16 protein-coding genes are annotated in these 20,646 nt (G+C 68.3%); 7 read left to right on the top strand and 9 right to left on the bottom strand.

What is annotated here, in order from left to right; translation table 11 throughout:
- The first annotated feature begins 55 nt into the window (after positions 1-55).
- Positions 56-1,792 (top strand): DUF222 domain-containing protein, encoded by a 1,737-nt coding sequence (locus AZH51_RS09995; RefSeq protein WP_291523796.1) that lies wholly within the window; start codon positions 56-58, stop codon positions 1,790-1,792.
- 95 nt (positions 1,793-1,887) lie between these two features.
- Here AZH51_RS09995 and AZH51_RS09990 read toward each other — a convergent pair whose 3' ends face one another.
- The 5 genes from AZH51_RS09990 to AZH51_RS09970 all read right to left on the bottom strand — a co-directional run bounded on the left by AZH51_RS09990 (position 1,888) and on the right by AZH51_RS09970 (position 9,961).
- The gene (locus AZH51_RS09990) at positions 1,888-2,040 is read right to left on the bottom strand and encodes a hypothetical protein (RefSeq protein WP_291523793.1); all 153 of its coding nucleotides are present in this window, start codon (positions 2,038-2,040) and stop codon (positions 1,888-1,890) included.
- A gap of 70 nt (positions 2,041-2,110) precedes the next feature.
- Entirely contained in the window at positions 2,111-3,895 is a 1,785-nt protein-coding gene (locus AZH51_RS09985; RefSeq protein WP_291523792.1) for a hypothetical protein, read from the bottom strand.
- 24 nt (positions 3,896-3,919) lie between these two features.
- Positions 3,920-4,996 (bottom strand): glycosyltransferase family 4 protein, encoded by a 1,077-nt coding sequence (locus tag AZH51_RS09980; protein ID WP_291523790.1) that lies wholly within the window; start codon positions 4,994-4,996, stop codon positions 3,920-3,922.
- Positions 4,993-5,811, bottom strand: coding sequence for a glycosyltransferase (locus AZH51_RS09975; protein ID WP_291523788.1), 819 nt, complete (start codon positions 5,809-5,811; stop codon positions 4,993-4,995). Before AZH51_RS09975 ends, AZH51_RS09980 begins: the two co-directional genes overlap by 4 nt.
- Entirely contained in the window at positions 5,804-9,961 is a 4,158-nt protein-coding gene (locus tag AZH51_RS09970) for an alpha-(1->3)-arabinofuranosyltransferase family protein (RefSeq protein ID WP_291523786.1), read from the bottom strand. Before AZH51_RS09970 ends, AZH51_RS09975 begins: the two co-directional genes overlap by 8 nt.
- Before the next feature lie 71 nt (positions 9,962-10,032).
- Here AZH51_RS09970 and AZH51_RS09965 point away from each other — a divergent pair, with 71 nt between their 5' ends.
- On the top strand, positions 10,033-11,223 hold the full coding sequence (locus AZH51_RS09965; RefSeq protein WP_291523784.1) for an oligosaccharide flippase family protein: 1,191 nt from the start codon (positions 10,033-10,035) through the stop codon (positions 11,221-11,223).
- Between the two features lie 4 nt (positions 11,224-11,227).
- Here AZH51_RS09965 and AZH51_RS09960 read toward each other — a convergent pair whose 3' ends face one another.
- Together AZH51_RS09960 and AZH51_RS09955 are read right to left on the bottom strand one after the other, a co-directional pair.
- Positions 11,228-12,064 (bottom strand): class I SAM-dependent methyltransferase, encoded by an 837-nt coding sequence (locus tag AZH51_RS09960; protein ID WP_291523782.1) that lies wholly within the window; start codon positions 12,062-12,064, stop codon positions 11,228-11,230.
- Positions 12,064-12,471 carry a hypothetical protein gene (locus tag AZH51_RS09955; protein WP_291523780.1) on the bottom strand — a complete coding sequence of 136 codons (408 nt, stop codon included), beginning with the start codon at positions 12,469-12,471 and terminating at the stop codon, positions 12,064-12,066. Before AZH51_RS09955 ends, AZH51_RS09960 begins: the two co-directional genes overlap by 1 nt.
- A gap of 19 nt (positions 12,472-12,490) precedes the next feature.
- Between AZH51_RS09955 and AZH51_RS09950 the strand changes: the two genes are divergently transcribed.
- The 4 genes from AZH51_RS09950 to AZH51_RS09935 are packed head-to-tail and all read left to right on the top strand — an operon-like array spanning position 12,491 to position 16,912.
- Positions 12,491-14,461: an acyltransferase family protein gene (locus AZH51_RS09950; protein WP_291523778.1), complete on the top strand. Its 1,971-nt coding sequence runs from the start codon at positions 12,491-12,493 to the stop codon at positions 14,459-14,461.
- The gene (locus tag AZH51_RS09945) at positions 14,458-15,204 is read left to right on the top strand and encodes a nucleotidyltransferase family protein (RefSeq protein ID WP_291523776.1); all 747 of its coding nucleotides are present in this window, start codon (positions 14,458-14,460) and stop codon (positions 15,202-15,204) included. The genes AZH51_RS09950 and AZH51_RS09945 overlap by 4 nt, the downstream gene beginning before the upstream one ends.
- Positions 15,201-16,181, top strand: a complete 981-nt coding sequence (locus tag AZH51_RS09940; RefSeq protein WP_291523774.1) for a hypothetical protein — start codon at positions 15,201-15,203, stop codon at positions 16,179-16,181. The genes AZH51_RS09945 and AZH51_RS09940 overlap by 4 nt, the downstream gene beginning before the upstream one ends.
- Positions 16,139-16,912, top strand: a complete 774-nt coding sequence (locus AZH51_RS09935) for a hypothetical protein (RefSeq protein ID WP_291523772.1) — start codon at positions 16,139-16,141, stop codon at positions 16,910-16,912. The genes AZH51_RS09940 and AZH51_RS09935 overlap by 43 nt, the downstream gene beginning before the upstream one ends.
- Before the next feature lie 35 nt (positions 16,913-16,947).
- Here the strand turns inward: AZH51_RS09935 and polA are convergent, their stop codons facing one another.
- Positions 16,948-19,626 carry a DNA polymerase I gene (polA, locus tag AZH51_RS09930; protein ID WP_291523770.1) on the bottom strand — a complete coding sequence of 893 codons (2,679 nt, stop codon included), beginning with the start codon at positions 19,624-19,626 and terminating at the stop codon, positions 16,948-16,950.
- 19 nt (positions 19,627-19,645) lie between these two features.
- On the opposite strand from polA, the gene AZH51_RS09925 reads away from it, so the two are divergent.
- A complete protein-coding gene (locus AZH51_RS09925; RefSeq protein ID WP_291523768.1) occupies positions 19,646-20,056 on the top strand; it encodes a PaaI family thioesterase in 411 nt (136 codons plus the stop codon).
- On the opposite strand, the gene AZH51_RS09920 is transcribed toward AZH51_RS09925, so the two are convergent.
- The gene (locus tag AZH51_RS09920; protein WP_291523766.1) at positions 20,042-20,581 is read right to left on the bottom strand and encodes a GNAT family N-acetyltransferase; all 540 of its coding nucleotides are present in this window, start codon (positions 20,579-20,581) and stop codon (positions 20,042-20,044) included. The genes AZH51_RS09925 and AZH51_RS09920 overlap by 15 nt on opposite strands.
- Between the last annotated feature and the right edge of the window lie 65 nt (positions 20,582-20,646).

The raw sequence follows: 20,646 nt of genomic DNA, 5'->3' as shown, positions 1-20,646 counted from the left end.
GAATTCGGGCTGTGCATAACGGCTTTGAGGTGTCGAACACCAGTACACTATGGGTATGTCCTCCACCCGCTCTGTGATCCGCCAGAAGGCGCTGTCAGAGGCCTCGGTTGCGGACTTGTTGGCGGCTGCGGAGCAGTTGTTGCGGGTCGCGTATCACCGCGTCGATAGAGACTTTTCGGACTTGTCTGAGGATGCGTTGCTCGCCGACGTCCAGCTCGCCCAACGGGTGCAGAACAGTGCCTGGGCGTTACAGACCCATCGGATCGCGCAGGCGGCGGCGATCGAACACCGCGAGGACCCCAACCCGGTCGAGGACGCGTTGCCGCGGTTGGTGTCGCGGGAGGTGCGGCATGAGCCGGGGTCGTACGTCGATGAATGGTTCCAGCTGGAAGTGGCCACCCGATTGGGCTGGTCGGACCGGCAAGCCGGCAACCGGATCAGCGCCGCCATCGACACCCTCGATCGCTGTCCTCGGTTGTTGGACCGGGTTGGTGCCGGCGGGTTGGACCCGTTCAAAGCCACCGTCGTCGCGGAGGTCACCCACGGAGCCCCCGAGCACGTCACCGCCGCGGTGGAGGACCGGGTCCTGGCGGGTGACCCCGAAACCACCACGGCCGCGAAACTGCGGGCGAAGGCTCGCCGGTTGCGGGTGCGCCTGGACCCCATCGGGGCAGATGCCGCAGCCCAAGCACGGCGCCGTTCGGCGGTGGGGGTGTTCGTCCGTGAGCATCACGAACCGGGCCTGTCTGAGCTGACCGCGGTGCTACCGACGTTGGAGGCGGCGAAACTGATGGCCGCGATCGACCAATTAGCTCGGGACCTGCATTCGGTGACCACAACCGACAAGACCCTGGCCGAGTGCCGGGTGGACGCCCTCACCGACCTTACCCTCACAGGGGTCGAGATCGACACCCAGCTGACGTTCCTGATCCCGATCGATACCGCTGCCCCAGCAGGCGCCGACCCGGCAGCGGCGGCCGCACCCCACGACCCGGCCGGATCTGGCGGGGATGACCCGTTCGCCGGTGACCCCGGCGAGGACCTGTTCGATGGCCTGGATTTCATCGAGGCATCCCTGTTAGCCCACGAAGCGCTGATCGAACAGGACCTGCGCGCCGAAGGCCTGGTCCCGATCAACGGCCGGGACCTGATGGATGAAGAACTCCGGGCGTTGTTCGATGCCGAACTCGCCGAACTCAACGCCATCGCCAGTAGATCCACCAAACACCAGGCACGAACCGGTCCACCGGATCCGCCAAGCGCTAGACCACCGGGGTGTGGGCATGTGCCCGAGCCGGACAACACCAGTTGCGGTCACCTCACGAGGTACCGCGCCACAGCGACCGTCACCGACACCATCACCGCCGAATCCCGTGCGATCAGTGACCTGCTGCTACCCAAGGTGGGGGTGATCCCCGCACGGACCATCACCGAAATGACCCACCTCCTCGGGGTGAAACTGTCCCGAGCCCTCACCGACGCAGCAACAGGTGTCGTGGTGGAAACCGGTGACCGGTCCTACCGGCCCGGTGCCCGCCTGGCCCGATTCGTCCAAGCCCGGGATCGACACTGCCGCTTCCCCGGCTGCACCAGGCCCGCCAAACTGTCCGACATCGACCACGTCATCCGCTACCCCGACGGAGAGACCGCAGCACACAACCTGCAATGCCTGTGCCGACACCACCACCGCGCCAAACACGAAGGCGGCTGGAAAGTGGTCATGTCCCCCACCGGCGTGTGCACCTGGACCAGCCCCACCGGCCGCACCTACATCACGAGTCCCGGAGACTGATCAACCAGCGACTGTCCCGCAAACACGGACAAACACGGAAAAGGGCGGCTCCCCCGCCATTGGGGAAGCCGCCCGGATCCTATGCAGATGGCGACCTACTGGTCGTAGCTGATGACCTTGCTGTACTTCTGCGGCTGCTGGATCGAACTCTGCTGCGCCACGATGCCGAAAACGGAACCAGCGGCGATGACGATTCCGCCGAGTGTGCCGCCAATGGTCCACAACGCACGGCTGCCCCCACTACCCACTACTGGTCTCCATCTCTCGATCCGCGACACCGCCGCAGAAGTTACTTAACCGTCATCATAGTCATACACATCACATTTTCGCGTCATTGACCGGTTGTTTGCCACCGCGGCGATAACCCAACGTCACGCGCATACCCGACGCGACGAGGGCCATGGCGACCGCCAAGCCCAGGCCGACGAGCCCCGTCCAACGCCACCATCCGGTCGCACTGGCGACGTGGGCGGCCGCCCCGAGATCGTAAAGACGTAGGTCGCCTTCGGTGAGGACCGGCGTACCCAGATCGGGCAGCGAGCCGACGGTCGGTTGGTCGGTCTGCACCAACACCCAACGCACCCCCTGAGCCCGCAACACCGGCACGAGGTCGCCGTCGCGCAGCGCGGCACCGATCGCTGCGGCCGCAGCACTCTCGCCCCGCACCACCCGATCGGACAACGGCAGATCGTCGTTGACGATCACCTGTCGCGACACCAAACGCTGCCACGGATCGAGGACGGTGCGATCCGCGTTCCAGCCGTACTTGCGGTACAACGTCCACGGGAACACCGCTACCGCGCCAGGGTCGGCTGTGTTGAGCCGGTCGGCCATGGTGAGGAACGACTGCGGATACTCGACGGCCGCCCAACGCCGCGCGGTCTCGGCGCATCCTGGCGGCGAAGTGGATGACCACACGGTGCAGATCCGACCGCCGCCCCACGCCATTCCCGGCAGTGTTGCGACGGGCCACAGGGCCACGGCCGTCGCCACCAGGGCCACCGCGGCCGTCGGCACACCTGCCCGACGGCCGCTGGCGACAAGCCATTCGACCAATGCGCCGGCACCGAGCGCGACCACGATCACCCACATGGCCGCGAACTTCTGCGCGTCACGGATCAAGCCACCGCCGGGCACATGGGTGATCACCCAGCTGACCGCCTGCTCCCCGCCCGGGACAGCGCTGGCGCCGGCGATCACCAAACCGATGACCGCCGCAACGAGCAGCCCCCGCACCAGCACATCAGACCGATTGTCGGGGCGACGCAGCAACGCGAATATGCACGCAGCAATCACCACCAGGGTCAGTACCGCGACGACCAGCACCTGCCGGGTCCCGAACCACCACGCCTGGCCCCAGATGCCGCCCCCGCTCAGCAGCGAACCCCATACGCCCAGCGGCGTGTCCGGCCGCGCCATGAACGCCTGCGCACCCGCCGGGTCCGCATCTCCCGTCGGTGCCAGGGTCAGGAACGGCCACCACCACGCGGCGTTCGCCACCACGACCGCCGGAACGATCCAGCGCAGCTCCCGCCACGCGGGCCGCGCGGCCGCCGGCACCAGGAGCACCGCCACCAACACCAGCGCAGCCATGATCGCCCCGGTCGACCCGGTGAGTGCGGCAAGCACGATCCAGGTCCCCAACCGGATCCGAGCGGTCCGGTCCGGCGCGACACGAAGATGCCGGGCGGCGTACGCGACGAAGGGCAGGCACGCATAACCGAGCAGAAACCCCCAGTGGCCGATCGCCAGACGCTGCGCGACCCAGGGATTCCACGTCGCCGCAAGGGCGGCCGCGGCCGCACCCCACGGCGTACGGGCCAGAGCCGCAGTCCCTGCGCCCGCGCCGACGAACACCAACAGGAGCAGCACATGCTGGACCACCCAGCCGGGGACGATCTGGGAGGCGAGGGCAACGACCAGGTCATTGGGTACGGCGCGTGGCACCGAACCGTCGATGCCCAGCGTCCGTTCGCTCAGCCCGAGTTTCGGCACGAACACCATGTCGTAGAACAACAGGTATCCCGGCTTCAGCGCCGGGCCGAGGGTCACTATCGCCGTCAGCAGTCCGACGAGCGCACCGATCCAGCGCCGCTGTCTCACGATGACACCCTCAGGACCGGCGCTTCACTGCCGCGCCTCGATATCCGCGAATGCCTCTCCCATCCGGGCACATTGGGTGCTCATGTCATGCTCGGCGACCATTCGTGCCCGGTTCGCGGCACCCACCTCAGCGCGACGGTCACGATCCGAAAGGAAGCTCAGGAGCCCCTCGGCGAGCGCTTCGGCATCATCGTCGACCAGGAGGTTGGGTGCATGGACGGCCTCGTCGTTGGTACCGCACCGGGTCGTCACGACCGGCAGTCCGCACGCCTGGGCTTCCAGATAGGCCAGCCCCAGCTGCTCGGTCCATTTCCAGGTCGGTCGCGGCGCGGTGGTGAAGACGGCGGAAGATCGCAGTAGATCGGCCACGCCAGCGGCGTCTAGATAGCCACTGAGGCGAACATTCTGCGCGGGGTCAGCGGCAGCCGCCTCGACCAGGTGCTGCAGGGAGCCGCTTCCGGCTACCACCAAGGAGGCCTCGGGAATGGTGCGGCGCACGATGGTCATCGCCTGAAGTACCCGGTCGATGCCCTTGTTCGGCTCCAGCGGAGAGATGAACACCACCTGCGGATCAACCGATGGCGCTGCGGCCGGAGTGAAGAGTTGCGTATCGACCCCCGGCTTGACCACGCGGATCCGCTCATCGTCAAAACCGTTGGCCAGCAAGTGATCCCGGGCCGCGTCGACCATGCAGAGCAGCAGGTCAGCATCCCGGCAGGACTGCACCGCCTGACGGTAGGGCGGGATCTTGTAGAGCGGCTGGTCCGGCAGGTTCTCCCAGGTGATCACCGCTTGCAGCGGCTTGCCGGCGCGGCGCCAGCGGCTGGCCTGACCCGTGACCAGCGAGCACAACTCCAGCGAGGCGACCCAGTCGTAGGCGCCTGGATCCTGTCGGTCCAGTCCGCGCGCCCAGGCGAAGGCGCCCGCCTCGATGAACCGTTTGATCGGCCGCCGGTACGTCGTGGGCACCCAATCGATGTCACCCACCGGCTCCTGCCGGGCCAGTGCCGTGACCTTCGTCCCGGGCATCTTCGACATCCAGTACAGCTCGCGGCGGGCGCGCTGGTCCGGCAACGACACCCACAGCAGACGGCGGTTCATCGCCGGCGCCGACCTGCGCGCGCCCCGGCGAGGTAACCGGCCGCTTCCATACCGCGCATCGCCACCATGCCGACGGCGTGCACGGGTCGGCGTAGCAGCCGACCGCGGTTGTCGACGTACGCGGCGAGCAACGCCCGGCCCTGACCAGTGACCGCGCCGTCGTGTTCGTTCTCCAGGGCCGGGATGCTGAGGCCGTAGTAGAAGCGCTTGGTCCAGATATCCCGCAGGGTCAGGCGACCCTCGTCGTGGTCGATGATGACCGGTGCCAGCGCGATACGGTCGCCGCGTTCGCGCATCCGCAGGCGCAGGTCGGCATCCTCCGGACCGGACATCGCCAGGTCGAACCCGCCGTCGTTCAGCAGGTAGTCACGCCGCAGCAGCCGGGGGTTGTGCAAACCCGGCTGGTCCAGGTAACACTCTCTCTCCAGAGCGCGGCAGGCGGTCCAAAAGCCTTGTCCAACAGTACGTTCCGGCAAAGCGACCCCGGCAGCACCGGTCTCCTCGGCCGTGGCGACCGCTGATGAAACCGCGTCCGGCGGCAGGATCATGTCGCTGTCCAGCCAGATGATCCACGGTCCTGTTGCGAGCCCGATGCCGGTGTTGCGTTGCGCGGAACGCTCCGGCCCGGCCACCTCGAAACGATCGGCGTACTCCTGCGCGATCCTGGGCGTCGCGTCCGTGCTGTGGTTGTCGACGACGATGAGTTCGACGTCCGGGTAGTCCTGGGCGCGCACGGACGCCAGACACGCCGCGATGGTCCGCTCGTTGTTGCGGGTCGGGACAACGACGCTCACCCGCTCGGCGACGTCAGTCATGGTCCCCACCACCGCGCCAGAGAGTCCACAATGTGCCCGTCAGCGCCAGGACGAGCCCGAAACCGGCAAGATAGTGCGGCCACAGATGGGCTCGCACCGACGTTGCCGACAGTGTGCCGCGGCCATCGCCCAGCAGCACGATGAACACAACGATGGAGACTGCGACCAGCGCAGCGCCCGCGACCTGAAGATGCCACGCCCGGACCCGCCCGGAACGAACCGCGGCAATGGCCACGATGGCAGCCAACAGTCCCGGCAGACCCACGAAGAACCATGCGGTAGCCGCGAGCGCGATCTCCAGTCCGATGCGGCCGGCAACGCCCACCGGCGCCGCACGCACCGTGTCGATCGGCACCTGCACGGCTGTGCGCAAGCGGCGCCAGCGCCCGGCGAGCACCAACGAGGCCAGCAGGAAGCCGCCCGAAACCGCCAATGCGATGTTGGCCGTGGTCTGCGGTTGGTAGTGGAAATCCACGGTTGCCGGCCCGGTCAGATCGATCCGCCAACCGGTGGAGTAGCCGTCGATGACCTGCGGTGCACCCAGATCCCTACCATCGATGGTGGCGTGCCAGCGGGGGTCGTAACTCTGCCCGATGAGTACGGCGACCGGACCGGTTCCGTTCAGTTGCAGGGTCTTTCGTGTGGCGTCGTTCCGGATGATCTTCTGCTGCACGGCCGGTGACTGCGTCGTGTGCTGGGCGATGGTGTCGCGCAGGGTCAACGAGTCGATGGTGAAGCCGTCGGCCTGGTTGATCTGGTGCTGACCGGCACTGGCGGTGACTTTGCTGCAGGCCTCCCACGCGGTGCCCGCCTGGCTGAATGACGCAATGGTGGCCGCGGTCGGGCGCATCCGCAACGCGCGGCCATCGACAGTGGCGACGTCCCGGCAGGGATCGGGCGCATCGGCGGCGCCGGCCGCCGCTTTGCGCATCTGGACGCCGGTGTCGATCTGGGTGAACTGGGCCGGTGGCCCGGCGTTCGACCCGGAGTCGCTGAGCACACTGAGACGCACCGACGTACCGCGCACCGGTCGGCCGTCCACCGCCGGGATGGGGATGGTCGTCGTGCCGTTCTTGGTGAGGGTGGCCGTGGCGACCTGCTTGCCGTCCACCAGGACGGCGACCCGGTCTGCCCATCGGGTGCTGACCCCCGTGGCGTCCCCGAGCCCGGGTCGTTGGGTCACCTTGACCGAGGTGATGTCACGGGCGGCGCTGTCGATCTGCCACCAGGCTCCGACGAGGCGGGTGCCCTGGCCCCCGGTGCTCGCCGGGATCCAGCTGGTGCCGTTGGAACCATCGGCGGCCATGGAAGCGCGCGCGCCGGGGTTGTCGAAGTAGAAGCCCGAGGAGGTGGCCCGCACCGCGGTCGAGAATCCGGCGACGTCGTCGTAGAGCCGCTGCAACACCTGTGGGCCGCCGTCCACCCGCACAGCGGCCGTTGCGGTGAACGTGCGCGCGTCGGGCAGGGTGACGATCCGGCGCAGCGACGGCTCCGCGTCGTCGCTGGTGGACGCCGTGCCGACGACCCGGGTCAGGAGGACGTCCAGCGGTGTGGCATCGAAACGGGCCTTACCCGCGGAGTCCAGGTCGCCGTACGCCGAGGTGAAGGTCAGGGGGGTGCGTGCCGTGCGCTCGGCGAGCTGACCGGGCATCTGGATGTCGGAGATTCCGACGACGTTGTAGCCGTCGCCGCGGGTGCTCTCGATGGTGATCTTCACCGTGGCGGCGTTCACGCCGCCCAGGTCGACATCGGCGTACCCGGTGTCCGGTAGCCGGACGGTCTTGCTCACGTCGCCAGCCTGCACCAGGACGCGGTCGATGTGCACGCCGCCACCGGTGGCCGCCTGCGCGATCCGGATGGTGTGCAGCGGCTGCGCTACCGGCTGCTCGATCTTCAGCCACTGGTTGCGTGCTGTCCCGAAATCACCCACCAGCCAGGCGGTATCGGGGTTGCCGTCCAGGGCGTTCTCCGGCACGGCGTACGGCATCCCGAAGAACGTTCCGCCATACCCGGATGCCGTCACGATCGCTCCGGAGCGCACCAACACGGTCTGGTCGTCGCTGTTGGTTCCCAGCGTGCGGGTGATGGTGAGCGGCTGGTCCGCAGCCAGTAGCGGGCCCTGGTTGTTGGTCAGCCGGTTGGTGTAGGTGTCACGGCGGGCGTTGGTGTCGGTCAACACCAGACGTCCGCTAGTACGCAGTGCAGCGTCCAACTGCGCAGTGCTCAGACCCGAGGCGTACTGGAAGCTCGGGGTGCTGCCCAGTAGGTCGGCGCGCGTCATCGCGGGCACCGACCACCCGTCACCGGCGACCAGCAGCGACCCGTCGGCGCTCTCGGCCCGCAGGGTCGTGGTAGCGCTCTTCACGCCGTACAACTGCAGCGGCGACAGATAGACCCCTTCCCCGGTCGGGGTCTCGGCCGGACCGAAGATGTACTCGCCGCCCGTGCCGTAGTTGGCCAGACCGATCAGACCCGGATCATTTCCGACCGCGGCCGCGGTCTGTAGCGGCGAGGCGCCACCGTCGGTCTGCCAGTTGATGTCGTGCCGGAGCAGGACCTTGTCCGCGCCGAGGTAGCGCGCTGCCGTGGAGATGAAGTCGGCCGATGACGTGCCGCTCTGGAAGGTCTCGTCCAGAGCTGCCGAGAAGTTCGCCGCAGGGGCCGATGCATTGGGGGTGGTGTAGGGCAGGATCACGTTCCGGGTGAACAATGCGTTGGCCAGATCGTCCGGCCGGTTGGTCGACCAGCGGTACTGCGACGTGACCTGGCCCGGCAGCACCAGCACCGCCGAATCGGGGTTGCCCTCGTCGGCGGCGGCCGCGGCCTGGTGCCAGTAGCCCGGGATGTCGAGGGGCGAGATGTAGAAATTGCCGGTCAGGGCCGGCAGGGTCCACGCGACGAGCAGGGCCACCCCGCCCGCGGCAACGACCGGCGCGATCGCCGGCAATCGGCGTAACCGGCGGGCCAGCGCCACGAGGCCGCCGCCGAGGGCCAACGCGAAACACAGCGCGAGCACCGCACCGATCTTGTTGGTGGTGCGGAACGCCGACAGGGCCGGCACCGCGAGCAACCGAGTGAGGGCCTGACCGAAGGGCGAGGCGGGTTGGTCGCCGGGGAACGCGCCGACCATGATAACCGCGGCGATCGCGATACCGCCGACCGCGAACCACCGGGCCAGACCGCGGGCCCATCGCAGCGACACCAGCGCGAGGGCGGGCCACGCGATGGTGAGCAGCATGACCAGCGGACTGGTGATGTAGGCCTGGTACTGCGGTAACCACGCGCCCGTGGAGTCGTAGCCGTAGAGCGGCCAGAGGCCCATCCCGCGCAATACCTCGGGGTACGAGGAAACCTGCGCGATACCGGACACGGTCTCCGAGGCGGCCGTGATCGAGGAACCGGTCGCCTGCGCGGAGATCGCGGGCACCAACCAGTAGACCGAAACCCCGAGCACGAAGAGGGCGCAGCGCAGCACGCTCCACCCGATCCGACCCCAGCCGATCCGCCACTGGATTCGCGCGAAGACGATCAGGGGCAAGAGGGCCAGCAGTTGCAGCACCGGCACGACCCCGGCGTTCATACCGCTCATCGCAAAGAAGGTCAGCCCGAACAGCGCGGCCCACCCCCAGGTGCCCCAACGGTTGTCGGCACGCAGCGCGCGCAGGAAACACCACAACTGCCAGGGCAGGAAGGCCAGCGGGAGGGCGATCGCGAGCGTCGAACCGGCTTGGACCGTGTACGGATTGGCCAGATAGAAAACACCGGCACCAAGCGCGGCCCATTTGCTGATCCGGGGCGACAGTTCGCGCAGCAGCCGGGCTGCGCCGCAGGCCGCGATCAGCCACAACCCGAGGTGGAAGACCTTGAACGCCCACTCCGGGGACAACCCGATCGAGCGCAGGACACCGACGACCGCCAGGACCGGGACGAGACCGACGTTGAAGTTGGGTGAGCCGAGGTAGGGAGAGGGCAGCCACGCGGCCAGGTAACTACGCGCCGTACGCCACGGGTCGAGGTAGACCTCCGGCTTGATGTCGGTGTTGAACTCGCCCAACCCGTTGAGGAAGACGACGGCCGCGAGCGCCAGCACCAGCACGCCCACCGTGACCCGGTAGGGGGTGAGGACACGGCGCACGACGACGGACTCCATTGGCTTGAGGACAGGGCCACGCCAGCGGGGGCGGGCCGCGCCAATATAACCCGGGAGTAACCTAGGTCACCGTGTCAGCCCCGCCCCTGTCGTCGCCGGGGCGGATGCGCAGTGCCGCGCTGGGCATCGCGATGGGCGCCGCCAATGCCATCGGCTACTTGGTCGTCCTGCTGTTGTCCCGTTCGCTGGGCGCGGCCGACTTCGGCGGTTACAGCGCGCTGAGTGCGTACGGCGTCCTGCTGTCCATCCCGGCCGGCGCGTTCCAGGTGATCATTGCCCGTCGGATCGCGCTCGATCGCACCGGCGAGGTCACCTCCGGGTTGCGGGCGACCCTGCTGCTGTCCGCGGTGGCCACCGTTGTCACGGTCGCGATCGCCCCCGCCCTGGCCGCCGCCTTCCACCTGTCGTCGGTGTGGGCGGTCGTGCTGCTGGCCGCGATGCTGCCCGGGATGCTGATCACCGGCTGTTTGCAGGGCATCCTCCTGGGCAGCCACCGCCTACCTGCGCTTGCGCTGCTCTACATCGCGACGGCGATCACCCGGCTGGTCGCGGCCTTCGTCGCCGCGGCGCTGCGCACCGACGTCACCGGCGTCATGGCCGCGATGCTCATCGCGAACGTCGCCACCGTCCTGATCGGCGCGTGGTTGTGCCGCCGCGAACTGCGCGCGCTACCTGCCACCGGCCACGGGTTGGTCGCCGAGATGGTGCGCTCCAACAGTTCGCTCGCCGCGTTCATCGCCCTCACCAACGTCGATGTGCTGCTGGCCCGGCACTTCCTGAGCCCACACGAGTCAGGCGGTTACGCCCTGGCCTCCACCTTTGCGCGGGCCATTTTCTGGGGCACGCAGTTCATCGCCCTCATCGTGGTCCCGCGGATGCACCGGGTGGACGCGACCCGCGCGCTGCTGCGGGCGACGGGTCTGGTGGTCCTGATCGGACTGACCGGATTCGCCATTGTGGCGATCAACCCGCGCTTCTGGGTCACGGCGGCGGGCGGTCAGGAGTACGCCGAGTACGGACCTCTCGCGCTGGCCTGCGTCCTGCTCGGCATCGCCTGGGCGCTGGCCCAGGTATGGCTGTTCTCGGAGATGAGCCGCGGGCGCGCCGCCCTGGGCGCCCTGACCTGGCTGGTCACCGCCGCGCAGATCGCGGTGATCGCACTATGGATGCATGGTTCGGGCGCGCAGATCGCCCTGGTCTGCGGCGTGGGCGCCAGCGTCATCGCCCTGGGCGGGCTGATCGAACTACGACTGCGGCGGTGAGACCTCAGTCGATCTTGCGCGAGCGTCCCATCACCCAGCGCGCTGCTTCCTTGGCCGGCCCGGGGAACCGGGCGGCGGCCTTCCACGCAACGCTGTTGAGACGGTCCTGCACGTGCGCCTGGTAGTAGCGCAGTGCCTCGTCGGTGCGGCTCAGCTCGCGCCCCGCCCCCGGCGGACGGCGGTAGACCAGAGCGTGTAACCCGTTGGCCCACAGCGGATCGTCCGCCTCCCGGGCATCCCAACACTCGGCAACCTGCCACCCGGGGTGCCGCTTGATGAACTGCTGGTGGGCGCGCTTGACGACCGGCCAGGTCGCGTCGTCGACCAGTACCAGCGCTTCATCGGCCAACAGCGGCTCGACGACGGCCAGCGCCAGATAGTGCGACAGCAAGGTGTGTTCACCGTCGTAGAAGTAGACCCCCACCGGACCGGGCAGAAGGTCCGGCTGCGCCATCAGTTTGAAGCAGTCGCCCTCCAACAGGTGCACCTGCGCTCCCGATGCATGCTGCTCCAGGTTGGTCTCGAGTTCAGCGCGGGCTTCCTGCCCGGCCATCCCGAATTCGAGGAAGTTCTCCATGGCGTAGAACTTCTGGTCCTGTGCATCCTGCACCGCGGCGCACAGCGAGCGCCCCTTGAACGTGCCTACCTCCAGATAGACCTCGTCTGGTGGCAACAGGTTTGCGGCCGCATGCAACACGGCCAACTCGTTCGGGCCGGTGAAGCCGGTCACCGCATCCGGGCCGTCGACGAACCCCTGCCACCGCGGGTCCGAGGGTGCAGTGGTCTGCGGATCCCCGTCGAAGAGGGCGGGGACTGCAGCCAGAAACTTCGCGGTGTCCATCAGGCAGACTCCTGGCCCGCGTCGTCCGGGCGGGGTGCGGTCTCGAAACGGCCGTCCTCGGAGATGTAGCCGCGTGGGCGTCGCTCGACCTGCCGGCGATCCACGCCGAACAAGGCGCAGCCGAGGACACCCACGATGAGGGCGACGGCCAGCAGGAGGTAGCTGCGGTAGAGGTCGACGTCGGTGATGTTCTGACAGACACTGCGGGCGAAGTCACCGTCGACCGGACTGCCCGGAGAGCCGCAGCCGAACACCCCACCGGTCTGGGTGCGCAATGTCGAGGGCGCGAAGTAGAAATACGCTGCGGCCGCCAGCGCCACCAGCGCCAGCAGCAGGCAGACCTTGCTACCGGTCCGTAGGGACACGGCGTTGCGCGTGGTACTGGGCAATGCGGGTTGCTCGGACATAGCCACTTACTCTAGTGGCGTGCAGCACACGGGGGATCGGCAGGCGGGGCGAACGCTGCCCTATCGACCCGCTCTGGACGGGGTGCGGGCACTGGCCGTGCTGGGTGTGGTGATCTTCCACCTGGGCGCCGGTTGGTTGCGTGGCGGCTGGCTCGGCGTCGATGTCTTCTTCGTGTTGTCCGGGTTCCTGATCTGCTCGTTGCTGCTCGCCGAGTACCGGCGGTGGCAGTCGATCGACCTGCTCGCGTTCTGGTTGGCCCGAGCGCGCCGGTTGCTACCGGGCCTGGTCCTGATGGTCGGGGTAGTCCTGGTTGTCAGCAACTTCTGGTCGCTGCCGGCACGCCGGGCTTCCATCGCCCTGGATGCCCTCGCGACGTTGTGTTACGTCGCCAACTGGCGGCTGCTGTTGTCCGACGACACCTACTTCGGCAGCACGCTGGGGCTGCCGTCGCCGCTGCGGCACACCTGGTCGCTGGCCATCGAGGAGCAGTTCTACCTCGTCTTCCCGTTGCTGCTCATCGCCGTGCTCGCACTGACCCGGCGATTCACCCCTCGAGCCCCGCGTGGGCCATTGACCACCGTTTTCACCGTGTTGGCCGTGGCGTCCGCGTTGTGGATGGGCGTGCAATACATCCCGGGGACCGACCCCACGAACGTCTATTACTCGACATTCACCCGTGCGTTCGAACTGCTCATCGGCGTCATCGGGGGCATCTGGCTGGGCGGCCATGACTTCGGGCAGCGAGTCGGCGCCGGGGACGATCTGCGCGTTTTCGACCGCTGGATCGGGTGGGTCGCGCTCCCTGCCGGCCTGGCCGTGCTCGCGACCTTCGTGGTAGCCGACGAGAACGCCTCGTGGCTGTTTCGGGGCGGCCTCATTGTCATCTGCTTGCTGTCGCTCGTGGTCATCGCCGCAGCGGCGGCCCCGATCGCCACGCCCGTCCAGCGGGTGTTGTCGGCCGCTCCCCTGGTATGGCTGGGCCGTCTCAGCTACTCGTTCTACCTGTGGCACTGGCCGGTCATCGTGTTCCTCACCCCCGACCGGATCGGCCTCACAGGCGCACCCCTCTCGGTGGTGCGGATTGCTGTTTCGCTCGGCGCGGCGTACCTCAGCTATCGCTTCGTCGAGCAACCGGTGCACCGCGGCGGTCTGCGCGCCCTGGTGCCTTCCCGGCCGTGGCTGGGCAAGGTCGTGGCGTGTGCGGCGGTTCCTTTGCTCGCCATCGCTCTGATCGCGGGTGTGCGCACGGGGGACGCGGTGGCCGCACCCACCCAGACCGCCGGCCCCCAGATCAGCTACTCGGCGCCGGCCCCATCGGCGTCCGGCGCGGCCACGCGGGTCAGTCTGGTCGGGAACTCGGTGCCGCTCGGCCTGGCCCAGTGGTTTCCGGCCGCGGCCCTACCGATGATGCAGGTGCAGAGCGTGACCAGCCTGGGTTGCGAACCCTGGCCGGGCAAGCGGATCATCGACGGCCAGGTGCAACCCACGCTGAGCCAGTGCCCCGCCTGGACAAGCCAGTGGGTCGCCGATCTCAGCCAACAGCACCCCGACATGGTGATCTACCCCGTCAGCCAGGCGTTCGTGAACGACTTCGAGGTCGACGGCACGCAACTACGCTTCGGCAGCGCAGCGCACGACGCGTTCATCGAACGGTCGTTGGACCAGGTGCGCTCCGGTGCGGACCACGCGGGTGCCCGCCGGTTCGTGTTGCTCAACCTGTCCTGTCACCGGATGGCCGCCTTCACGAACGACTCAGAGATCAGCGCCATCAACGACGACGCCAAGGTCCGCCACCTCAACGCGGTTGCCGGGGCGTGGGCCAAGCGCAACGGCGTCCAGGTGCTCGATCTGTTCTCCTTCCTGTGCGCGGACGGGTACCGCGACACGATCAACGGCCAACCGCTCTGGCAGGACGGGCTGCACTTCACCCCCCAGGCCGCCCCGATCGTCTGGACCTGGATGGCCGACCAGCTGGAGAAGCAGCAATGACCGTGGCTGCTCTGGTGCTGGCGGGGGGTCGGGGGCAGCGCCTGCGCCCGCTGACGGACGACTGTCCCAAACCGCTGTTGGACATCGGCGGCGAACCCGTGATCGCCCACCCGCTGCGCCGACTGGCCGCGGCCGGGATCACCGACGTCGTACTGGCCACCAGCTATCTCGCCGACCGATTCGAGGCGGCGCTGGGCGATGGCAGCAGGTACGGCGTGCGCCTGCGTTACGCCGTACAGCACCAACCGCGCGGCACGGCCGGAGCGTTCCTGCCCGCCGCCGGCCTGCTCAGTGACGTCGACACGGTCATCGTGCTCAACGCCGACGAACTCGGCGGCCATGACCTGGCGGCGCAACTGGACGCCTTCGCCGCTGCGCGCTCGAGCGCAGCGGCCGTCGGATGCCTCCACGTGCGTTACGTGCCCGACCTGCGGGCGTTCGGGGCCGTCACCGTGACACCCGGCGGATGGGTGCAAGCGTTCGAGGAGAAACCAGCCACCGGCGGCGCTGGACTGGCCAACGCAGGCTGTTACGTCTTTTCCGTTGACGTGATCAGTTCGGTTGCGGCCCAGTGTGATCGGCTTGCAACGACCAACCCGGAGTGGTCACTCAGCCTGGAGCGCGACGTACTTCCTGCTCTGCTGGCCTCCGGCTCGAAAATTCTCGCCTACCGCGACGATAGCGCCGGGCTGGATATTGGAACGCCCGCGGCGCTGACCCTCGCCCGTGAGCGGTGCACGTGAGCGTCACGGTCTCCGCCTCGGCGGCTCGCATCCGCGCATTGCCAGCAGGACGAGGGAACCAGTTGCTGGTCGCAGCGACGGTGCTCCTGTGCCTGGTGCTCGCGGGCTTCGTGATCGCCGACCTCATCTCCGGCTGGGTGCCGCAGGGCGACGAGGGCATCATCGCCGTCAAAGTGCACGACGTCTTCAGTAGCCACCCACCACTGCAGGGCCAGCGATCAACGAGCGACCTGAGCACCCCCGGCGTGTTCGCCCACCATCCCGGACCGGCGCAGTTCTATCTGCTTGCGTTGCCGTACGCCATGACCGGCTACCTCCCGGCCGGACTGCTGATCGGCTGTCTGCTGGTGCAGGTCGCGTGCATCGTGGTTGCGGTCCGCGCTGCCTACCGCACCGGTGGTCTGGCTGGCGGCTGGTTGGTCGTCGCTGTCTTCGCGCTCCTGATCGCGGGCTTTCGCAGCTACCTGGTAGAGCCGTGGAACTTCTACTTCCCGCTGCTCGGGCTGGTCACCGTCATCGTCCTGGCGTGGCGGCTCGCCGTGGGTCACAGCGATGCGCTGATCGCGTACGTCGCATTCGCCAGCCTGTGGGCGCAGCCGCACATCGCGCTCCTGCCTCCCATTCTGTGCATCACCGTCTTCGTGGCGGTCATCGGCTTGTGGCAGTGGGGGTTGCGGCACGACGCGATGTGGCCGTTGTCGGCCATTCACCCGCTGCACCGGCCAGCCTGGTGGCGTCGACGCGGCACGATCGCCGTCGCGGTGGCTGCGCTGTGCTGGGCGCCGGTGATTGCTGAGGCAGTGTCCTTCCAGCCCAACAATCTCCTCGAGATGTGGCACGTGGTCGTGGGCGCTGGATCCGGGAGCACGGATACGGCGGTTCGGCCGGCCGGCACCCCGTGGGTCTCCGGGCGGCCGCCCAACCCCTGGGCGAGATGGTCCTGCCGTGGGGCGGGTCGGCAGCGCACCTGGTGGTGATGGCTGGACTCGCCGTTGTCGCGGCGCTGGCGGTGTGGGAGTGCCTGCGTCGAGCCCGCGCCGACCGGACATTGCGCCGGGCCGTGGTGCCGACCGGCGTTGTCGTGGCGGCAATCGGCACGATGACCGCGCTCCTGGTGGGATCGCGGGCACAGTCGGGGCTCCAGCTGAGCTACCTGGCGATCCTGACCGGCACTGTCTATATGTCAGCGGGGATGTCGTTGTGGTGGCTGTGCCGACGACTCCCCCGCCGGTGGCGGCCCGGCATGGTGGGTGTGCTGGCTGTAGCGGTCGTCGCCGCCGCCATCACCTACCCCGCACCTGCCACGGTGCTTCCAGGCTCGAACTACGCCCGGCAGGTCGCGGTCGCCGCAAACGTCGACCAGATCGTCGTGAAGGAGATGGAAAGACCCGAGTACGCCGGTCGCGCGGTCGTCGTCCGATACAGCGGCGGTTACTCGTGGGCGAGCCTGAGTCCGGCGGTCGCGGCAGCCCTGGCGGCGCGGGGGCGCGACGTTTACTTCGACGTGCTGTGGCCACGCCGGCAGGACGACGATTTCCGCCGGATCAGCAAGGCACCGGCCGACGCCGTGACGGTCTGGCTGCGCGACGTTGACCCGGGTGTGGAATGGTCCCCTGGATCGGCACCTGACGACTGCGAGCAGCACGACCTCGACATCTCATCGAGCACCGCACCGGGTCACCGGGCGCAGGTGTGCATCGCCGGCTGACGCGGCCAGGTCGCAGCGCAGTGGACGGGCGCTGACTAGTGCGCCGCGTCGTGCCAGGACCGGCCGACGCCGATGCTGACGTCCAGTGGCACGTCCATGGCAACCGCCCGGCCCATGTCGTCGCGCACGATCTGCTCGACCTGGGCCAACTCCCCCGGCGCGATCTCCAGCACGAGTTCGTCGTGCACCTGGAGCAGCATCCGCGAGCGCAGCCCGGCCTCCTCCAGCGAGGCTCCGACGCGCAACATCGCCAGCTTGATGATGTCCGCCGCTGAACCCTGGATGGGCGCGTTGAGCGCCATCCGCTCGGCCATCTCGCGGCGTTGCCGGTTGTCCGAGGTGAGGTCGGGCAGATAACGCCGCCGGCCCAGCATCGTCTCGGTGTACCCGGTCTTGCGGGCCTGCTCGACGACCTCGTGCAGGTAGTCACGTACGCCACCGAACCGGGCGAAGTACTCCTCCATCAACCCCGAGGCTTCCCCGGTGGAGATCGACAACTGCTTGGACAAACCGAAGGCCGACAGCCCGTAGGCCAGACCGTAGGACATCGCCTTCACCTTCGCGCGCATTTCCTGGGACACCTCGGGCGGATCCACCGAGAAGACCCGCGACCCGACGAACCGGTGCAGGTCCTCCCCGCCCCGGAACGCCTCGATCAGCCCGGCGTCGCCGGACAGATGCGCCATGATCCGCATCTCGATCTGGCTGTAGTCGGCCGACATCAGCGACTCGTAACCGTTCCCGACAACGAAAACTTCGCGGATCCGCCGTCCGGCCTCGGTGCGGATCGGGATGTTCTGCAGGTTGGGGTCCGTCGAGGACAACCGCCCCGTGGCGGCGATGGTCTGCTGGTACGTCGTGTGGATCCGACCGTCGTCGGCCACCGATTTGCGCAGGCCCTCCACCGTCACCCGCAACCGGGTCGCATCCCGGTGCCGCAGCAGTGCCTCAAGGAAGGGGTGACCGGTCTTGGCGTAGAGCTCGGTCAGCGCGTCGGCGTCGGTCGTATAGCCGGTCTTGGTGCGCTTGGTCTTGGGCATGCCCAGATCGTCGAAGAGCACCGCCTGCAACTGTTTGGGCGATCCGAGGTTGATCTGCTTGCCCTCGATGGCCTCGTAGGCGTCCTGCGCGGCCTGGTGCACTCCGTCGGCGTAGCCGTCCTCGAGTTCGGCCAGCAGGTCGGTGTCCACGGCGATCCCGTCCCGCTCCATGGTGGCCAGCACCCCGGCGAGCGGAAGTTCGACGTCGCGCAACAGAGCAGCGCCGCCGGTCGCGACCAACTCGTCGTCCAGGGCCACCGACAGGTCCAGCACCGCGCTGGCGTTGCGCATCGCCTGTTGGGCCTCGTCGTCCATCCCGTCCAGGGCGAGCAGTCCCTGGTCGGGGTTGTCACCGGTCGGGTTGAGCTCGACCTTCAGGTGCCGCAGGGCAAGATCGGCCAGGTCGTAGGAGCGTTGGTCCGGGCGCACCAGGTAGGCGGCAAGGGCGGTGTCGCTGACGACACCCTCGACCGGCAGACCACGCGCCGACAGCGCCTGCAACTGGCCCTTGACGTCGTGAAACACCTTCTCCCGCAACGGATCTGCGGCCCACTGAGCGACGGCTTCCTCCGCCTCGGGGGTCAGCGTGGCCAGATCCACATAGGCGCCGGCGTGCTCGCCCTCCCCGACGGCGAGGGCGATGCCGCGCGCGTCACCGGTGCCCTGGGCCCACGAGCCGACCACATGCACACCGGCTCGTGCACCGGCAGGCACCTGCTCGGCCAGCCACCCGGCGACCTCGTCGGCGGCCAACACGGCGCCGTCGACGGTGACGTCCTCCTGCGCCTCCGGCTCTGCTGCCTCCAGGGTCGCGAAGAGCCGGTCGCGAAGGACCCGGAACTCCAGCCCGTCGAAGACCCGGTGCACCTCGTCGCGGTCCCACACCTGCCGGACCAGGTCATCGGGGGTGACCGGCAGGTCCAGGTCGCGCAGCAACTGGTTGAGGCGGCGGTTGCGCAGCACCCCGTCCAGGTGCTCGCGCACCGATTCACCGGCTTTGCCCTTGATCTCCCCGACGTGCGCCACGAGACCGCCCAGATCGCCGTACTGGCCAAGCCATTTGGCGGCAGTCTTCGGACCCACCCCCGGGACTCCCGGCAGGTTGTCCGAGCTCTCCCCCACCAACGCAGCCAGGTCGCTGTAGCGCTCGGGGAGCACGCCGTACTTCTCCTGCACCGCCTCGGGCGTCATCCGGGCCAGATCGGAGACACCCTTGCGCGGATACAGCAACGTGACCTGCGGACTCACCAACTGAATGGCGTCCCGGTCGCCGGAACAGATCAGGACCTCATCGAATCCCTCGGCCACCGCCCGGGTCGTAAGGGTCGCGATGACGTCATCGGCCTCGTAACCCTCCGACTCGACATAGGGGATCCGCAGAGCCGCGAGCACCTCGTGGATCAGCGAGACCTGCCCCTTGAACTCATCGGGTGTCTTGGAGCGACCGGCTTTGTACTCGGGGTACTCGGCGGCGCGGAACGTCTGACGCGACACGTCGAAAGCCACCCCGACGTGGGTGGGCTCCTCGTCACGCAGCACGTTGATCAGCATCGAGGTGAAGCCGTAGACCGCGTTGGTGGTCTGCCCGGTGGTGGTCGAGAAGTTCTCCGCCGGAAGCGCGAAGAACGCGCGATAGGCCAACGAGTGTCCGTCGAGCAGTAGCAATCGCCTCACGCATGGCAGCCTAGGCGCTATGACTGACACTTCTTTCTCCACCACTGGCACCCTGATCGAACGGATGGGAATAGAACTGATCGAGGTCAGCCCGCAGCGGCTCGTGGCGACCATGCCGGTGGCCGGCAACACCCAGCCCTACGGATTGCTGCACGGCGGCGCGAGCGTGGTGCTCGCAGAGACCCTGGGTTCGGTGGGGGCGGCGCTGCACGCCGGCGAGAACCGGGTCGCGGTCGGCCTGGACATCAACGCCACCCATCACCGGGCGGCACGCGGTGGTGTGGTGACCGGAACGGCGACGGCGCTGTCGTTGGGCAACACCCTCGCGTCCTACGAGGTGGTGGTCACCGATGAGAACGGCAAACGCGTGTGTACGTCGCGTATCACCTGTCTGCTGCGCGACGCCGCGCCGGGGTCACAGGCGGGGTAGTGCGGCGCGGGCGCGCAAGGACCGGCGGCGGCGCACCAGCGCCGTCGCGACGGTCTCGCGATGGTCGTCGGCGGTCAGCCGCCGACGCAGGGCGGCGGGAGCCACGCTGCGTGCGTTGACATACGGTCCGAAACCCAGCCGGGCGAAGAACCGCTGCTCGTCGCGACCTGTGGCGGGCACACAGGAGACCAGGGAGGTCGCTCCGACCTGTTCGGCCCGGGAGACCGCAGCGGCCAACAGCACCCGGGACACACCACGACGACGCATCTCGGGGACGACCCACAACTGCTCCAGCCACAGCGTCGGCTCGACGGTGAGGCCGGACAACTGGTCGAGCGTCAGGACCGCGAACCCGGCCGGGACATCGTCGACACGAGCGAGATAGATCGAAACCTCTTCGCGCGCAAGGGCACTCGCCAGCCGACCTTCGGTAACCTGCCGCTCGGCGAAGTGGGTGCGGTGCCCGTCGTCACTGACCGCGGAGACCCACAGCGGGGCGAGAGTGTCATGGTCGGCACTTCCCATACGACCAACGGTCAGGTTCGCAGCCAACACACAACTCCTCAGCAAAAGACGACAGAACGCGTCAG

The sequence above is a fragment of the Branchiibius sp. NY16-3462-2 genome (genome assembly GCF_001594145.1).
In the GTDB taxonomy this organism is placed as follows: Bacteria; Actinomycetota; Actinomycetes; order Actinomycetales; family Dermatophilaceae; genus Branchiibius.
Note: the sequence above shows the minus strand (reverse complement) of the source record. Positions and strands in the feature narration are given on the sequence as shown.

Coding starts and splice junctions, on each gene's coding strand:
- AZH51_RS09935 (WP_291523772.1), top strand. CDS start 16,139: ATGGTCCTGCCGTGGGGCGGGTCGGCAGCGCACCTGGTGGTGATGGCT.
- AZH51_RS09945 (WP_291523776.1), top strand. CDS start 14,458: ATGACCGTGGCTGCTCTGGTGCTGGCGGGGGGTCGGGGGCAGCGCCTG.
- AZH51_RS09975 (WP_291523788.1), bottom strand. CDS start 5,811: ATGACTGACGTCGCCGAGCGGGTGAGCGTCGTTGTCCCGACCCGCAAC.
- AZH51_RS09955 (WP_291523780.1), bottom strand. CDS start 12,471: ATGTCCGAGCAACCCGCATTGCCCAGTACCACGCGCAACGCCGTGTCC.
- AZH51_RS09980 (WP_291523790.1), bottom strand. CDS start 4,996: ATGAACCGCCGTCTGCTGTGGGTGTCGTTGCCGGACCAGCGCGCCCGC.
- AZH51_RS09960 (WP_291523782.1), bottom strand. CDS start 12,064: ATGGACACCGCGAAGTTTCTGGCTGCAGTCCCCGCCCTCTTCGACGGG.
- AZH51_RS09995 (WP_291523796.1), top strand. CDS start 56: ATGTCCTCCACCCGCTCTGTGATCCGCCAGAAGGCGCTGTCAGAGGCC.
- AZH51_RS09920 (WP_291523766.1), bottom strand. CDS start 20,581: ATGGGAAGTGCCGACCATGACACTCTCGCCCCGCTGTGGGTCTCCGCG.
- AZH51_RS09970 (WP_291523786.1), bottom strand. CDS start 9,961: ATGGAGTCCGTCGTCGTGCGCCGTGTCCTCACCCCCTACCGGGTCACG.
- AZH51_RS09925 (WP_291523768.1), top strand. CDS start 19,646: ATGACTGACACTTCTTTCTCCACCACTGGCACCCTGATCGAACGGATG.